General features: G+C 61.7%; 18 protein-coding genes and 1 other annotated feature. Of the genes, 9 read left to right on the forward strand and 9 right to left on the reverse strand.

Annotated features, from left to right (window positions below; genetic code table 11):
* Complete coding sequence (locus PKD89_RS09010) at positions 1–630, forward strand: hypothetical protein (protein ID WP_289010790.1); 630 nt, start codon at positions 1–3, stop codon at positions 628–630.
* Positions 631–634: 4 nt separating this feature from the next.
* Here PKD89_RS09010 and PKD89_RS09015 read toward each other — a convergent pair whose 3' ends face one another.
* Both PKD89_RS09015 and PKD89_RS09020 read right to left on the reverse strand, forming a co-directional pair.
* Positions 635–1,840: a site-specific integrase gene (locus tag PKD89_RS09015; protein WP_289010791.1), complete on the reverse strand. Its 1,206-nt coding sequence runs from the start codon at positions 1,838–1,840 to the stop codon at positions 635–637.
* 13 nt (positions 1,841–1,853) lie between these two features.
* Positions 1,854–2,066, reverse strand: a complete 213-nt coding sequence (locus tag PKD89_RS09020; protein WP_289010792.1) for a helix-turn-helix domain-containing protein — start codon at positions 2,064–2,066, stop codon at positions 1,854–1,856.
* Between the two features lie 134 nt (positions 2,067–2,200).
* Here PKD89_RS09020 and PKD89_RS09025 point away from each other — a divergent pair, with 134 nt between their 5' ends.
* The 4 genes from PKD89_RS09025 (at position 2,201) to PKD89_RS09040 (ending at position 4,991) form a co-directional block, all read left to right on the forward strand.
* Entirely contained in the window at positions 2,201–2,389 is a 189-nt protein-coding gene (locus PKD89_RS09025) for a hypothetical protein (protein ID WP_289010793.1), read from the forward strand.
* Positions 2,390–2,468: 79 nt separating this feature from the next.
* Positions 2,469–2,891, forward strand: a complete 423-nt coding sequence (locus tag PKD89_RS09030) for a very short patch repair endonuclease (RefSeq protein ID WP_289010794.1) — start codon at positions 2,469–2,471, stop codon at positions 2,889–2,891.
* A 220-nt stretch (positions 2,892–3,111) separates the two neighbouring features.
* Positions 3,112–4,242, forward strand: coding sequence for a DNA cytosine methyltransferase (locus PKD89_RS09035; RefSeq protein ID WP_289010812.1), 1,131 nt, complete (start codon positions 3,112–3,114; stop codon positions 4,240–4,242).
* A gap of 26 nt (positions 4,243–4,268) precedes the next feature.
* On the forward strand, positions 4,269–4,991 hold the full coding sequence (locus PKD89_RS09040) for an NgoMIV family type II restriction endonuclease (protein ID WP_289010795.1): 723 nt from the start codon (positions 4,269–4,271) through the stop codon (positions 4,989–4,991).
* A gap of 295 nt (positions 4,992–5,286) precedes the next feature.
* Here PKD89_RS09040 and PKD89_RS09045 read toward each other — a convergent pair whose 3' ends face one another.
* The 6 genes from PKD89_RS09045 to PKD89_RS09070 form a co-directional block, all read right to left on the reverse strand.
* The gene (locus PKD89_RS09045; protein WP_289010796.1) at positions 5,287–6,687 is read right to left on the reverse strand and encodes a hypothetical protein; all 1,401 of its coding nucleotides are present in this window, start codon (positions 6,685–6,687) and stop codon (positions 5,287–5,289) included.
* Between the two features lie 191 nt (positions 6,688–6,878).
* Positions 6,879–7,112: a hypothetical protein gene (locus PKD89_RS09050; protein WP_289010797.1), complete on the reverse strand. Its 234-nt coding sequence runs from the start codon at positions 7,110–7,112 to the stop codon at positions 6,879–6,881.
* A 47-nt stretch (positions 7,113–7,159) separates the two neighbouring features.
* A protein-coding gene (locus tag PKD89_RS09055; protein ID WP_289010798.1) for an IS3 family transposase occupies positions 7,160–8,406 on the reverse strand; the annotation gives its coding sequence in 2 pieces (ribosomal slippage) (positions 7,160–8,103 and positions 8,103–8,406; 1,248 coding nt in all).
* Positions 7,991–8,104, reverse strand: a sequence feature (AL1L pseudoknot). It overlaps the preceding gene by 114 nt.
* Before the next feature lie 22 nt (positions 8,407–8,428).
* Entirely contained in the window at positions 8,429–9,106 is a 678-nt protein-coding gene (locus tag PKD89_RS09060) for an ATP-binding protein (RefSeq protein WP_289010799.1), read from the reverse strand.
* Between the two features lie 331 nt (positions 9,107–9,437).
* Positions 9,438–10,394, reverse strand: coding sequence for a hypothetical protein (locus PKD89_RS09065; RefSeq protein ID WP_289010800.1), 957 nt, complete (start codon positions 10,392–10,394; stop codon positions 9,438–9,440).
* Positions 10,381–10,956, reverse strand: a complete 576-nt coding sequence (locus PKD89_RS09070) for a DUF6036 family nucleotidyltransferase (protein ID WP_289010801.1) — start codon at positions 10,954–10,956, stop codon at positions 10,381–10,383. The genes PKD89_RS09065 and PKD89_RS09070 overlap by 14 nt, the downstream gene beginning before the upstream one ends.
* Positions 10,957–11,245: 289 nt before the next feature.
* Here PKD89_RS09070 and PKD89_RS09075 point away from each other — a divergent pair, with 289 nt between their 5' ends.
* From PKD89_RS09075 to PKD89_RS19945, 3 genes are all read left to right on the forward strand, one after another.
* On the forward strand, positions 11,246–11,476 hold the full coding sequence (locus PKD89_RS09075; protein WP_287376140.1) for a DUF433 domain-containing protein: 231 nt from the start codon (positions 11,246–11,248) through the stop codon (positions 11,474–11,476).
* Positions 11,473–11,799 (forward strand): DUF5615 family PIN-like protein, encoded by a 327-nt coding sequence (locus tag PKD89_RS09080; protein WP_287376142.1) that lies wholly within the window; start codon positions 11,473–11,475, stop codon positions 11,797–11,799. The genes PKD89_RS09075 and PKD89_RS09080 overlap by 4 nt, the downstream gene beginning before the upstream one ends.
* A 209-nt stretch (positions 11,800–12,008) precedes the next feature.
* Positions 12,009–12,362, forward strand: coding sequence for a sodium-independent anion transporter (locus tag PKD89_RS19945; RefSeq protein WP_425591240.1), 354 nt, complete (start codon positions 12,009–12,011; stop codon positions 12,360–12,362).
* A gap of 73 nt (positions 12,363–12,435) precedes the next feature.
* Here the strand turns inward: PKD89_RS19945 and PKD89_RS09085 are convergent, their stop codons facing one another.
* A complete protein-coding gene (locus PKD89_RS09085; RefSeq protein ID WP_289010802.1) occupies positions 12,436–13,149 on the reverse strand; it encodes a helix-turn-helix transcriptional regulator in 714 nt (237 codons plus the stop codon).
* A gap of 85 nt (positions 13,150–13,234) precedes the next feature.
* Between PKD89_RS09085 and PKD89_RS09090 the strand changes: the two genes are divergently transcribed.
* Positions 13,235–13,612, forward strand: a complete 378-nt coding sequence (locus tag PKD89_RS09090; RefSeq protein WP_020378895.1) for a VOC family protein — start codon at positions 13,235–13,237, stop codon at positions 13,610–13,612.
* Positions 13,613–13,687: the final 75 nt, after the last annotated feature.

Here is a 13,687-nt window from a genome sequence, read left to right on the forward strand (position 1 = left end):
GTGAGCGAGGTGAGTGCGGTCAGCTCGCCTGAGCGATTTATTGAGGCAAAGGTGTACCTCAGTCACGTTACCGCGCTCTTCAGGCCTGGGTCGACAGTGCGGGAACACATTGCGATGTCTAAGGAGATGGCAAGGGCCGGTGATCTCGAGGATTGGGATGACGAGGAACTCAAGCTCCTTATCGACGAGTGCCATTTCACGCTTGCCGATCAATCAGCTCGATTCGACCAGGTTCGAACGACCTCCCAGATCCTTATGCCGCTCGCGTTTGCCCTCGTCGCTTTGTATGGCACCCAGCTGACACGTCTGGTCGACTTCAGCCCGTTGAGCACCCGACTGGGGCTCATCGTGCTCTGGGTCACCGGTTGCGCTAGTTCGTTGCTCGCCGGGCTCGGCAGTGCCGCCATCCTGTCTGTCCGGGCAAGGTTCGGACGAGTTCTTCCAACACTTGTTTCGCAGTCTGAACGCCCGATTCTTCGGGCTGTTGCCAAGGGTTATGTCGGCCAGGCGGCGACCGGCGAAAACACCGTGGCAACGAGACTGACACTCGTTCGTGATGCTGTGTTCCTGCTGACGTTGGGCGGTTCCCTCCAGCTCGTGCTCTGGGTCTCGGTGAGTGTTGGGACCTGATGGCTCAGCTGGTACCAGCTTGAACAGGGTCGTGGCCTTCTGCCGAAACCATCACCCGAACCAGTTCTGCGGCTTCTGCTTGCATGCCTGGCATGACGTGGGCGTATTGGCTCAGGGTGAAGCCTGGGCTTTCGTGGCCGAGTCGTTCGCTGATGACCTTGACCGGCACGGCGGCCCGGAGGGCGATCGTGGCGTGCGTATGTCTCAGGTCGTGCAAACGAATTCGCGGTCCGCCCGACTCCTTCACGGCCTGCTGGAACAGCTTCGAGAGTCGATCAGGGTGGATGGGGCTTCCGTCATCTGCGGCCACGACAAAATCACGGTTGAGATATCGCCCTCCGGCTTCCTGTCGGTCGCCTTCCTGCCGAGCTTGATGAGCGAGCAGCTTCTGCACCGTTCCGGAGTCGAGGTCGACGACTCGGGCCTGGTGGGACTTCGGGGTTTCTTCCCGGATCGCGTTGCCCACCAGCACGAGTGTGTGGCGCACGGCCAGACGAGACGCCGCGAGGTCGACGTCCCGCCAGCGAAGTCCCAGCACCTCGCCTCGGCGCATGCCGGTCATCGCCAGCAGATGCCAGGCGATCTCCAACTCGCTGCCGCTCACATGGTCGAGGAACGCTCCCAGCTCTGCCGGGTCCCAGTAGCTCATCGTGGGAGCGGCAGACCGATGTGCCTTGGGTGGCTTCGCCCGGCTGGCCGGGTTAACGGCGAGCAGCCCTGCGTCGACGGCGTCGGCCAGCACCTTCCGGACGACCGCGTGGACATAGCGGACGCTTCTTACACTCAGCGCACCGCCGTCCCCGTTGAGGCGACCGTGGTCGAGGAGGTCGGCGTAGTGCCGATCCAACGCAGCAGCGGTGATATCCGACAACTTGATCGCACCGAACACCGGCAGGACGTGAAGGTCGAGGGTGCGGCGGTAGCTGTCCCACGTGGTTGCCTTCAGCCGTGACTTAACCACGATCAGCCAGGGATCGCACACCCATTCGGCCAACGTGATGGCGGTGGGCTCGACGTAGGTGCCCCGGTTTATGTCGTTGACGATCTTGGCCTGGGCGGCCTCGGCCTCCTTGCGGGTACGGAACCCGCCGTGCCACTTTTGGCGGCGTTTGCCGTCGGCTTTCCTTCCGGCGTCGACGACGACATACCAAGTGGTGGTGGTCCGGCCGTCGGCGGTGGAGTGGACTCGCTTGTGGATGTGTCCTTTCACGTCGTTCCGCCGTTCACTTGGTCTCGCCGGCACCAAGCCAGGCGAGGAGTGCAGGGACGGGAACGATCAGGCGGCGTCCGAGGCGCCGTGTCGGGATTTCTCCTCGACGGGCCGCCTCATAGGCGGCGGTGCGGCCGAGGCTCAGCAGCGATGCTGCCTCCTCGACCGTGACGGTCAGCCGGTCTTCCAGGTCCTGGAAACCGAGGGGATGGATAATCTGTGCCATGTCGAGACCTCCATGTAGGTCTTGGCCGGGTCCCGGGCTGTTGACGCAGCGCCGGGACCACCTGTTGTTTAGATCCTTAGACTAATCTCCCTGCGGGAGGTTGTCAAGGGTTATAGGCTTCGAGCATGTCCAGGATGATCGACGCCGACGATGTGATCGATGCGAACGCGATCGCTTCGATACTCGGGCTGTCTCACAGCAACACCGTGTCGCTCTACCAGCGCCGCTATCCAGACATGCCCCGACCTGTCATCGACATGGGTCAAGGACGCTGCAAGCTCTGGCTGAGAGCGGAGATCGAGGCATGGTCGAAGCACAGGTAGAAGTCCGGGTAAGCGTGCGGTTGGATTCGTGGGGCTACGCGTCGTCTCAACCTCTGGGTCGCTTGAGGGATCCAGCGCCGTGAGTTCCGGCTCGTGGGCCTCGTCCGAAGGCGTGCAGCGGTCGATGCGGTCGAACCGGGGTCGAGACACCTCGCCGGAGATGGCGGTTCGCCGGGCGGTGTGGGCACGGGGCATGCGGTACCGGGTGGACACCCGGCCGCTGCCGGAACTGAACCGACGTGCTGACCTGGTCTTTCGTCAGGAGCGCGTCGCGGTGTTCGTCGACGGTTGTTACTGGCACAGCTGTCCCATCCATGCGACCCGCCCGAGTACCAACAGCGTCTTCTGGGCCCTCAAGCTCGAGAACACGATCGCACGAGACCTCGACACCAACCAACAATTGCGGGCCCACGGCTGGGATGTCCTTCGTTTCTGGGAACACGAAGACGTCGAAGCGGTCGCAGATGCGGTCGAACAGGCCGTGCGCGGCCGCATCCCATAGACCGGCTGAGGGGCGAGAGCGGGCCAATCCGCCTGGCTCCAGCGAAAAGGTCGGTCTGGCAGGCCTCCGGGATCTACTCTGGTGGACCGAACCTCAAGCCAAGGCCGATACCCATTTTCGTTGTCACACCCCACCCGTACTGTCGAACGCGTGTTCCTTACACGTTCGCTCAGATGCGGGGAGAGCCATGCAACGTTCCGGGAGGTACTGGCAGATGACGATGCTCAGCGGGAGAGAGTTGGCGGGCCGGCGCGTGGACGGCTCAGAGGACCCCGATCAACCCGACATCAGAACACTTGACCTCTTCGCAGGTGCGGGAGGGCTTTCTCTGGGGTTCCACCTCTCCGACCTCGGTTACACGCCTGTGTTCGCCGTCGAACACGAGCGGGCCGCGGCCAAGACCTTCGAGCGGAACTTCGGGTGTGAGGTTTACGCCGGCGACATCGAGGACGGTCCTGCGTATCCGGACGAGGTCGACCTGATCATCGGTGGTCCACCATGCCAGGGCTTCAGCCCGCTCGGTCGCGATCGGGACGACGAATCCCGCGCCGAACTCAACGGACTCTGGAAGCACTACCTCGACGCTGTCAGAACCCTCCGGCCCAAGGCGTTCGTTATCGAGAACGTGCCCGAGTTTCAGAAGTCGGCGCAGTTCGTCGAACTCCTCGATCTGCTCGAGAACGACACCGAACTGAAGCGCTATACGCCAGCTATGGGCGTCCTCAACAGCGCCGACTACGGGGTCCCGCAACGCAGACGCAGGGGCATCCTCGTTGCAGTCCGGGACTTCGAGGGCGAGCTCCCTTGGCCGCCCGAGCCGACCCACGGGCCAAACTCCGAGAGCGGTCGCCCCTACGTCACCGTCAAGGACGCCTTCGGTGAGCTCTCGAGCCGGACCAGGGGTATCGACCCGTACATCGATGGCGATGATCAGCACTTGCACTTCGGTCGTCGGCCCCGACCCACATCCCTGGAGCGGTACAAGGCCATCCCGCCCGGTGGGAACCGCTTTGACCTGATGGCGAATCGGCCCGACATCACACCGAACTGCTGGATGAACAAGCCCACGGGGACGACCGATGTGATGGGGCGCATGCACTGGGACCAACCGTCGCCAACCATCCGCACCGAGTTCTTCAAACCCGAAAAAGGCCGCTACCTCCACCCCACTGCGAACCGTGTCATCTCCCACCGAGAGGCGGCCCGCCTCCAAAGCTTTCCCGACTCCTACCTGTTCGAGGGAACAAAGATCGAGATTGCACGTCAGATCGGCAACGCCGTGCCACCGCTCCTTGGGAAGGCGCTGGCCGACTACGTATACGAGCACGCGTTCGCCAGTCACGATCACTGACGAGGCAAACCTCTAGAGTTCCGTTCGTGGTTGCACCTTTCGTCTTGGATCTCCTTGGGTACGTAGGAGCGAAACCAAACACCGCCGACGGTGCCAGCCCCCAGTCGGTTGCCATAGCGGGCCGAATCCTGGAACTGCTCGATGTTGACCACCAGGCGAGTGGCGGCCAACCGGCCGGGGCGGCTCTCGAACGAGGCGTCGCAGAACTTCTCGCCGACGCGCTCCCCGCGGCCGACAACTCCCGACCATGGAACGTCAGCCGGGGTGGACGTATCAGTGCCTACCGCCAGTACGCGCATCTGGCCCGACTGGACGCACTCGTGAAGAACGAACCCACCCTCCGCGTGGAACTCGGCCTCGATTACATGATCTCGCCTGACGTCACGGTCAGCTTCGAACACGGAGAAGGCGACCTACCGCCCGTTCTCCATGCAGCGGTCTCCTGCAAGTTTTCTATTCGCTCGGACCGAGTGCAGAATATTCGTCATGAGGGCGTCAGTATGATCCGGCACCGGCGTGGCAGACAGCCCCACATTGTCACCGTGACGAGCGAGCCCCTACCAAGCCGGCTTGCCGCCATCTGTCGCGGAACCGGCGAGGTCGACGCCGTCTACCACGTCTGCCTACCCGCACTTGCCCATGCCGTGCTCGAGGTGGGAAATTCCGAACAGAACAATCTTCTTGAAGAGGTGATAGGACAAAATCGATTGTTTGGTTTAGACGAGTTGGTGGAACATCTCACCGTATGATGTCTCTCGTCTTGGGGGAATCACTGACTCCCGTCCCTAATTCATGGCTTCTGGCTCTCACTGCCTAGCTGCGGCTGAGCTGTGGTTTCCCCCGAGAGTGGTTCTTGTCGACGGAATTCGAGCAAGCAGATCGCACAGCCGCCGAAACTACCCGCTAGAAACCTCCGCGGAGACATTTCCCTGGGTCAACCCCAAAAGAGTAGGGCGTCACAGCGCGAACCTTTAGCGAAACCTAACGAACTCGGACCCACGCGAAAAAGGCTTGTTGTCGGCAGCGAGGATCCAAATTCGCCCCTCATTCTGAGATGTCGTATTGAACGTCGCTTGCTCCGATCCCTGCCTCCCGCCGTAAACTCTCACCTCGATAGGCTGAGCCGGCGTTGAATACGTCCCGCACGTTTTTAGCTTCCTGTGCCTTATGGTGAAAACTCGCGTCTTCATAGTCGTGCTCCAACAGCGACCGGTAATGTCCGTAATGCCTCATGCATCGTTCGTAAATTTCAGACCAGCTTGTCGCTGTCAACCAGTTTTCCCGTTCGATGAGTTTCCTCTGGACAGCTTCAGTCTGGCTTGCATCACAAACAAGAAGCGTAGGAACTATTTCGCTGAATGCCTCGCTTAGGCGGTCGTGATAGAGATCGATATTGTAGATCTCGTCCAGGGTCAGCGCTTTGCCACCCCGCTTGATTTCTACCAAAATTTGTCCTCCATCACTTCCCAGGGCCAGGAAATCAAACCGCTTCCGCCAGTCAGCACCGCCATCAATCTGACCATTCAGTTCTTCCACTACCTTCCGAAGTGTCTGTTCCTCTTTATAGACCTGCCATTCAGGGTCAAGAATCCAAGGAAACCTAGCGACCAGGTCGTGCATATTGTCTTCGCCTATAGTTGGGGCTGTCTCGGGCGTTCGGGAGACGATCATGCTGTGAAACTTCTCGATCACTTGTATTCGACCCTTAACTATGACAAGCAGGCTGCGAGCTTCGAGGCCGTCCCAGCTCGCTAGGCTCGACAAAAGGGCCTCTAGCTCCGTAGGGGATGAATCTGCGTCGATATTTTCGATCTCATCGATTACATCGTAAAACTGCTGGTATTGGAACGCGGCTATCAGGCCAAGGGCGAGTTCTTCCTCACGCTCATTGTCGGCGTTGGTGAGGCCTACGATGCCGATGAGTTTTTCCGCTCGTTTTCGTGATGCGGCGTCAAGTTTCTTCAACTCGTCCGCAACGCGCGTGTTTCCTTTGAGCCGCTCGCCCGCTTCGGCTTTCCGAAAATCTCGATACTGAATCAATGCCTTTCGCGTTAGGGATTCACCCCACAATCTTAGCGACTGCGTCGCTGGAGCGGACCAGTCGATCTCCTGACGGTCGGTAGAGATGACATCAGATTCCGAATCTGTGCCCTCGTCGAGGAAGTCGGCCTCAATGGTTCCGGATATATACTTCAGTCCATGTTGCCCACTAGCCGTGCCTTCGACGTTAAAGAAGAAGGGTGGTGCCTGGGCCGTCTTCCCATGGACGAGGACAACGAAACCCTGCATTTCACGGGGCAGCACGGTTTTGGAGAACTCGTACTGATACAAAATCGCAGCATCGGCGTCCACAACGGCAATTTCGAAGCTTCCATCTTCCGGAAATCGCAAGTCCGAATCGACCGTCGGCCGAAGGACCATCTCATCGTTCACGGTGATCTTCATGTGGCCCCGGACGGTGTCGCTAAACCGGCGACCGAGCGACTGGCGCAAGGTGGACCGCCCTGGGTTTGGTGGAGACTCAAAGGTTTGGTTTTCAAAGCAGCCAGGACTGCTGCTCGGGGACCATCATTGCCGATCGGCGTCCGCGTGCAAACCGGGGCTCACCGGCCATCTGCGTTGAGCGTTGCCGGCGTTCAGGTGGGCAGCGGCGGTTCTCGCCACACCACACCGGTGTCGGGGTCGACGCGCACCCATCGGAAGCGTTTGTGGGCTGCTGAGGTGCTCACGCCGAGCACGTTGGCGATGTCGGCCCACGTTGCCCCGTCGGTGACCGCTGCGACGACCGCACGGTCACGCGCAGCCTCTGCTTCGCGTAAGCCGGCGACGGCGTTGCCAAGCTGATCCAACGGTGTGACCTGCGAAACCACCCCATCAACCAAAGTGGATGAGGTGGGTTCGGGTCAACTTTCGGTGGTCAGCCGACCGACTGCACGACGGCCAGCCCGCTTGCCGTTTGGGTCTCGGCCCACGCTGCTTCGAACTCGACCGGCGGGACATAGCCCAGCGCCGAGTGAAGCCGCTGGTTGTTAAACCACGACACCCATTCCATCGTCGCCAACTCGACCGCCTCGACGGTCTTCCATGGCCCTCTTCGCCAGATCAGCTCGGCCTTGTAAAGACCATTCACTGTTTCAGCGAGGGCGTTGTCGTAGGAATCCGCGACCGTGCCGATCGACGGTGCCGCCCCCAGCTCGACGAGGCGTTCGGTGTAACGGATCGACGTGTATTGCGACCCGGCATCGGAGTGGCAGACCAGCCCGACGAAACGACGGCCACCCCGCAGTGTCCTTGCCATCTCCAAGGTTTCCAGCACCATTGGTGTGGCCATGTTCGCGGCGACCCGCCAGCCCACAATGAACCGGGAGAACACGTCGGTGATGAAGCTGACGTACGCCGTTCCCGCCCACGTCTGCACGTGGGTCAGGTCGGTCACCCACAAACGATCGGGGGCGATCGCGGTGAAGTCACGGTCGACCAGGTCGGGGGCGCGTGGCGCACCCTCGACCGGGCGGGTTGTGCGCACGTGACGTCGCCTTCTGACACCCTGAATGTTCAGGTCGCCCATCAGCCGGGCCACCTGGTCGCGGCCGATGTCATGGCCGGCACGATGGGCTGCCATCCACAGCTTGCGGGCGCCGTAGACGCTCAGGTTGTCCACGAACAACCGCAACAGAACAACTTTCATCAACGCGTCCGAGAGCGCCCGTGCTGATGGCGGCCGGGTCTTGAAGGCGTAGTAGGTCGACGGGGCGAACTGCAGAACATCGCAGATCGGCTCGACCCCGTGGTCGGCCCTGTTGGCGTCGATGAACTCGACGATCAACGCTGTGGGCGGTCGAGCTCCGCCGCGAAGAAAGCCGACGCGGACCTCAGAATCGAGTTGGCCCGGCGCAGTTCACGGTTCTCCTGTTCAAGGGCCTTGAGTCGCTCCGATTCGTCGGTGGTCAACCCTCCGACATGGCCGTCGTCGATGTCGGCCTGGCGGACCCACGCCCGGACCGACTCGACCCCGTAGCCCAACTGGTCAGCGATCCGCTTCGCGCACCCGCGGTCCTCACCCAGCTCCTCGCGCAGCGTTCGGACCAGGCGGACCGCCCGCTCCTTTTCCTCAGGGCTATACCGGCGTGCTGTCGCCTTCTTCGATGGCTCTCTCGTGGGCATGGGCTCATCCTCGTTTCCAAGGTCAGGAGCCTCCAAGAAACCCAGGGCGATTCAAGGCGTCTGCGTCGATTTCCGTTTGGTGTTTGAGGCTCTTTAAAATCAACCTCGTACCCGTCGGGCACGGAACGTCTGAAGGCGTCGGCGTGACCCTGCCAGGTATTTCAATGTGCTTGAGGTCGCCTGCACTTAGAGTGAGGCTGCCTACGTCGAGAGTGATAGTCGTTAGTTCGGTCTCCGACCAGGTTTCTAGTACGACCACCTTCGCGATTCCGAAGCCCGCCAACTTTCCTATCCCTTTTCGCCCCATGACCTTCCGTTTGGCGGATGTGAGTACTGCTGGGTTCGTCAATGGCTGAAGGGTCTCGACGTCTTGGGTAACCGGGGAGGGGGTCAGATGACCGGAAGCAGGATCTTCATCGGTTGGTCCAGTTGTTTCGATTTCTCGTCGATTGCGCCCAATCACAAGGTAAAGATCTGCCACCTCATCTGGAGTCATTCCTGACCCGTTGTCGGTGATAGTGATCTGGGACGTTGTTGCCACGGGGCCTTCCGGAACCTCGATCCAGACACGTGTAGCATCAGCATCCCAAGCATTTGCCACGAGCTCAGCTAGTGCAGCCGGACGCTGCTTGTACATCTGTACGCCCAGGTGTTCGAGTGTTCGGCCTAGGACGGCCATCGTGTATTTGCGTTCGGTCACTTTGAGTAGTCCCTTTTTGCCGGTTGGGGGTTCTGAGCTTCTGGACTGCTAGGTCGTTGCTGCGTTCCCGCCACATCGGAGCTGTCGGAGCTGTCGGAGCTGTCGGAGCTGTCGGAGCTGTCGGAGCTGAAAGACTAGGCCGCTGGTTTCCTTCTTCGCGTCGGTACGTGTGGATGCTCGCGAGTGTGGCCTTCGGCTGATGTCAAACGCATGCCAAACGAACCGGACTGGATTCGACGGCTAGCAGCGGACTGCATGGAACGGTGGAGGGCTCAGACCCGACATTTCTAGCGGCTGGATTTGTCTGGCCCAACCTGCATCTGACTACGGATCAGGAGGTTGTGGGTTCGAGTCCTGCCGAGGACACTGAATCCTGGCCGGTCGACCAACGTCGCAATGTCGCGGTTCCGACGGCTTGGGCAGCAGGCCAGAGGGCGCTGCCAGTCACGGTCGACGGCGGCCGTCCGACCTCGAGTTGGTCGAGGTCAGGTCCTATCTCGTCGAGGGCTTTACGAGTCTTCACGGCCAGGGTGCGATCGGTCGAACCTGCGGCTTGGCTTTCCAGTTCCGAGAGCACCCGAGCCACGTGGAATATCGCCGTCCAATTCGGGAGGACGTCGGGAATACCGCCCAAGAGCGCCTCGACCTCACTCCGCTTGACCAGCGAGTAGTCGTGTCGGTTCCCGACCACGCTCACCCGCAATAAGCCCGCCTGAGCGAGCGCTTCGCATTCCGCTGCGACGTTACGTTTCGTGTAGTTCGCGAAGCTCGCAATCATTGCTGCGCTGGCCGGCGCGGGCCCTCGCGTGAGGAAGTAGCGCAAAATCTCAGCCCTTGCCCCAAGACCGAATGTGGCGCGAAGGCGGAGCCACACCATCGAGCTTCGGTCGAGCTGGGGCTCGGTCGACCGCCCCGTCGGCGAGTAGCGGCGGGGCTTGGTTGAGTCTGGCCAAACGATCCCGGCGTGGTCGCCGACCGTTGCGGCGAAGACACCGAACTCGTCTCGGACCTGTTGCGGTTCGTCCCGCACCAGGTTTCTGAGCCGAGTCTTGGAGAGGTGACGCCAGTTGCGTATGCACCAGTCGGTTGCTTCATCGACGAGGCGTGAATCCTGGGTGGTCATGCCGGCGGTGAAGACGACGAGCGGCTCGGGGTCGATCGCCCACTCTCGATGGGACGCCGCCCACCCAGACACGCCAAGTTCAACCCACGCACCCCAGGCGAGCGCCGCTGCCAGCGAGGCGAAGTCGGCCGGTGGGTCGAGACGTTCTGAACTAGAGATCGACATTGCTGACCTCCACTCCCAGATGCGCCAGAGCACCCCGCAACTCCCCGAGGAACCCCACTGACGGATCGTGGGTCCGAGTCCAGCGCGCAGCCTCGATCAACTCGTCGGAGGTCGGATTTAGTGCCAAAAGATCGGTCATGTGTTTGCTGCGCTGACCTTGGTCCACCAGCGCGTACAACTTGAAGCAGATCAGATCCTCCCGAGCTGGCAGGTGTACTTGCAGCGCGCCGAATTCGCGAATGGTGACGCGCTCCTCGAGGCCTCTTGGCAATCCGAAGTCCAGTAGACCGGCTGGACCCGTATTCAGCCACTGGCTTCCTAGGCCGAGGGCTGCACCGACCTCAGTCGCTGCTTCGGAAAGAAACTCTGGAAGCCGGGTCGCTTGGCGGTAGCCAGCCGGCGCAACCAGGCCGACCACGTCAACGTCGGCGGTGGGCCGCTCAATGAAGCCGAGCAACAGCAAGCTGCTGCCCCCAACAACCAGCACACCTACAGCCTGATCGCGCTCAGCCAATAGTTCACCAAGTGTTGCAAGTGCTTCCTCGAGCCGATCCCGTTCCATAACCAAGACGGTAACATGCTCGAAACGTGAATGTAAGTCTCCTGCGCGCCCGGGGCTGCTGGCTGGTTTTCGAAATCTCAGCCGAGTGCGCTTCGTTCCTGCGAGCATCTTGGCTCCTGCTTGGCGCGTCTGACTATGGATCAGGAGGTTGGGGGTTTGCGGTCTGCCGTTGGATGCCGGATGGTGAGGCCGGACTGTGATGTACTCGGCGATACGGTGCTGCTCTCCGTTGCGCAGTACGTACCCGGACTCTCAGCTGCCGCCCGGAGTCTCGTCGTAGACTCGGATCATGGCCTTCGAGCGCATCGTCGTGGACCCAGCCCGTATGGGTGGATTGCCGACCATCCGCGATACGCGGGTCACGGCGAGCATGGTGCTTGGTCAGCTCGCTGCAGGCAGGACGATCGACGACGTCTTGGCCGACTACCCCTACTTGGAGCGCGATGACGTGCTCGCTGCGCTCAAGTACGCAGCCGCTGCGGTGAGCGAGCGCGAGGTGCGGGTCGCTCGGCCGGCATGAGGCTGCTGCTCGACGCCAACCTGTCACCGAGGATCGCCGATTCTCTGAGCGCTGCCGGCTTCGATGCAGTCCACGTGGCTGACCTGGGTCGTGTGACAGCGACCGACGATGAGATCTTCGACCGGGCTGCAGAGCAAGGTCTGGTCGTGGTGACCGCCGACAGCGACTTCGGCGCGTTGCTCGCGATGCGGCGGACGACGAGTCCCTCGGTCGTTCACCTCCGTCACGTCGCGGAACTGGTAGTCGAGGAGCACGTTCAGTTGTTGGTCGCCAACCTCGACCAGATCGCCCCGACCTCGATCGGGGCGCCATCGTCTCGTTGAGCCCGACTCGGCTCGCCGTTCGCGACCTTCCCTTACGATGACGATTGCCTCGGTCCTGGCAATCCCCCTGGCAGCCCACTGGGCGATTCGCGAGCAGATCGACAGCGCCAGTCGGACCTCGAACCGGTCCTGACCTAGCCGAACGAGACTCGACCAGCGAGACCGACCTGCGGGATTCGCCGACGGATCGGCACCGTCGCGAGCACTGACTGAAACCCACCAACCAGCTCGACACCACCAGTGCCGACGCACTGGCGGAGTTGATCAGGCACCTGAATCGACACGGGATCGACGTCCATCTCGTCAGGGTCATCCACGGGCCCCGGAATGTGCTTGAGGCTTCGGGCGTTCACGAGATCCTCGGACCGGATCACATGTGGCGCACGATCTCCCAAGACGTCAGAGCAGCTAAGCGGGCGCGCAAGGCCCGAGGGAGAGTGACGCCTCATTGGCGCCGTGGTGGCAGGGCTTCATTCCGGACGAGCGTCGAATCGAAGTCGGAGGCGGACCTGACTACGGATCAGGAGGTTGGGGATCGGTCACCCCCGCTCCCGGCCGACTGAGACCCACCCCCTCCCAGGCAACCTGGCTGGAGTCGTGAAGCAGTTGGCGACCCCCGTCACCGCTCGGCGATGTCTAGGTCTGCATGAATTGTCGGGGTGCTGAGCCAAGCTCGGATCGAAACGCTGCGACGAAGGAACTGGGGGAGGAATAGCCGACGGTGACGGCGACTCGCGTCACGCTGTCGCCTTGGGAGAGCAGAGCCACGGCAGCGAGTACGCGGGCCCGTCGACGCCACTGGCCAAGGCTCATGCGTGTCTCTGACTTGAAGCGCCTCTCGATCGTTCTCCGACTGGCACCGACAGCTCGAAGCAAATCGTCCAGACCCACCGCCGGGTCTGCCATGATCGATGATGCGACGGCACGGGCTACCGCGTCGACTGGGAGCGGTAGGTGAAGCGGCGCGTTAACGGTGCTCGCCAGCCGATCGGCCAGCAGAGTGATCGTTGCGCGGTCCGCTGGGACTTCAAGGTTCATGGGAGCCATCGAAATGGCATGACCAAGGAGTTCGCGCGTCAGCGTGGTCAGGTTGACGACCCGCACATCCTCGCCAAGAGCATCGAGTCGTTCGTCGACGTAGAGGCACCTGATTGCAGTTCGCCGTGCTGTCTCGATCCGCACATGGGTCCCATCGGGGACACACAGGGCCGTGTGGGTCGGGATGGTCCAGGCTTGGGCCTCGGTGATGGCGGTGAAGAGCCCGAGGTGGGCAAAGACGAGATAGTCCCAACCGGGTTGCGTCGGAAGCGCGACGCGTCCGGGTGGATGGGTGATCGAGTAGCTGCGCACCCGAGGTGGTATGTGGCGAGAATCCGACATCATTGGTCGAAGTGTAGGAAGTCGGCAAGCGGGTCGTTGCGCGACGATTGCGCGCATGAACCCGAAACTGACCCACTTCGCGATCAACGCCGATGATGTCGATGCCACCCAGGCGTTCTACAGAGCGGTCTTCGGCTGGCAGTTCCAGGACTATGGGCCCCCAGGATTCGTGCAGATCCTGGACGCTTCCGGCTCGGCCCCAATTGGGGCGATTCAGCAGCGCCGTCAGCTTCTCGACGATGAACCGACCCGCGGGTTTGAGTGCACCTTCGGCGTCGACGACGTGGAGGCGGTCCGCGAACGGGTGCTGGCGGCCGGAGGCAGAATCTTGATGGAGAAGTTCACGATCTCGAAGGTGGGAACCCTCATCGCGTTCGAGGACCCGGGCGGCAACCCCGCCCTTGCCATGGAGTATGACGACGATGCCGAGTAGTTCTCCGTCCGGCCCTGACCTGAACTAGGTCTGCCGATCGAAAAATCTGGCAAACTGCCGCCGACGAGCCGAACG

Origin of the sequence: Candidatus Neomicrothrix sp. (assembly GCF_035329545.1) — a bacterium.
Lineage (GTDB): Bacteria > Actinomycetota > Acidimicrobiia > Acidimicrobiales > Microtrichaceae > Microthrix > Microthrix subdominans.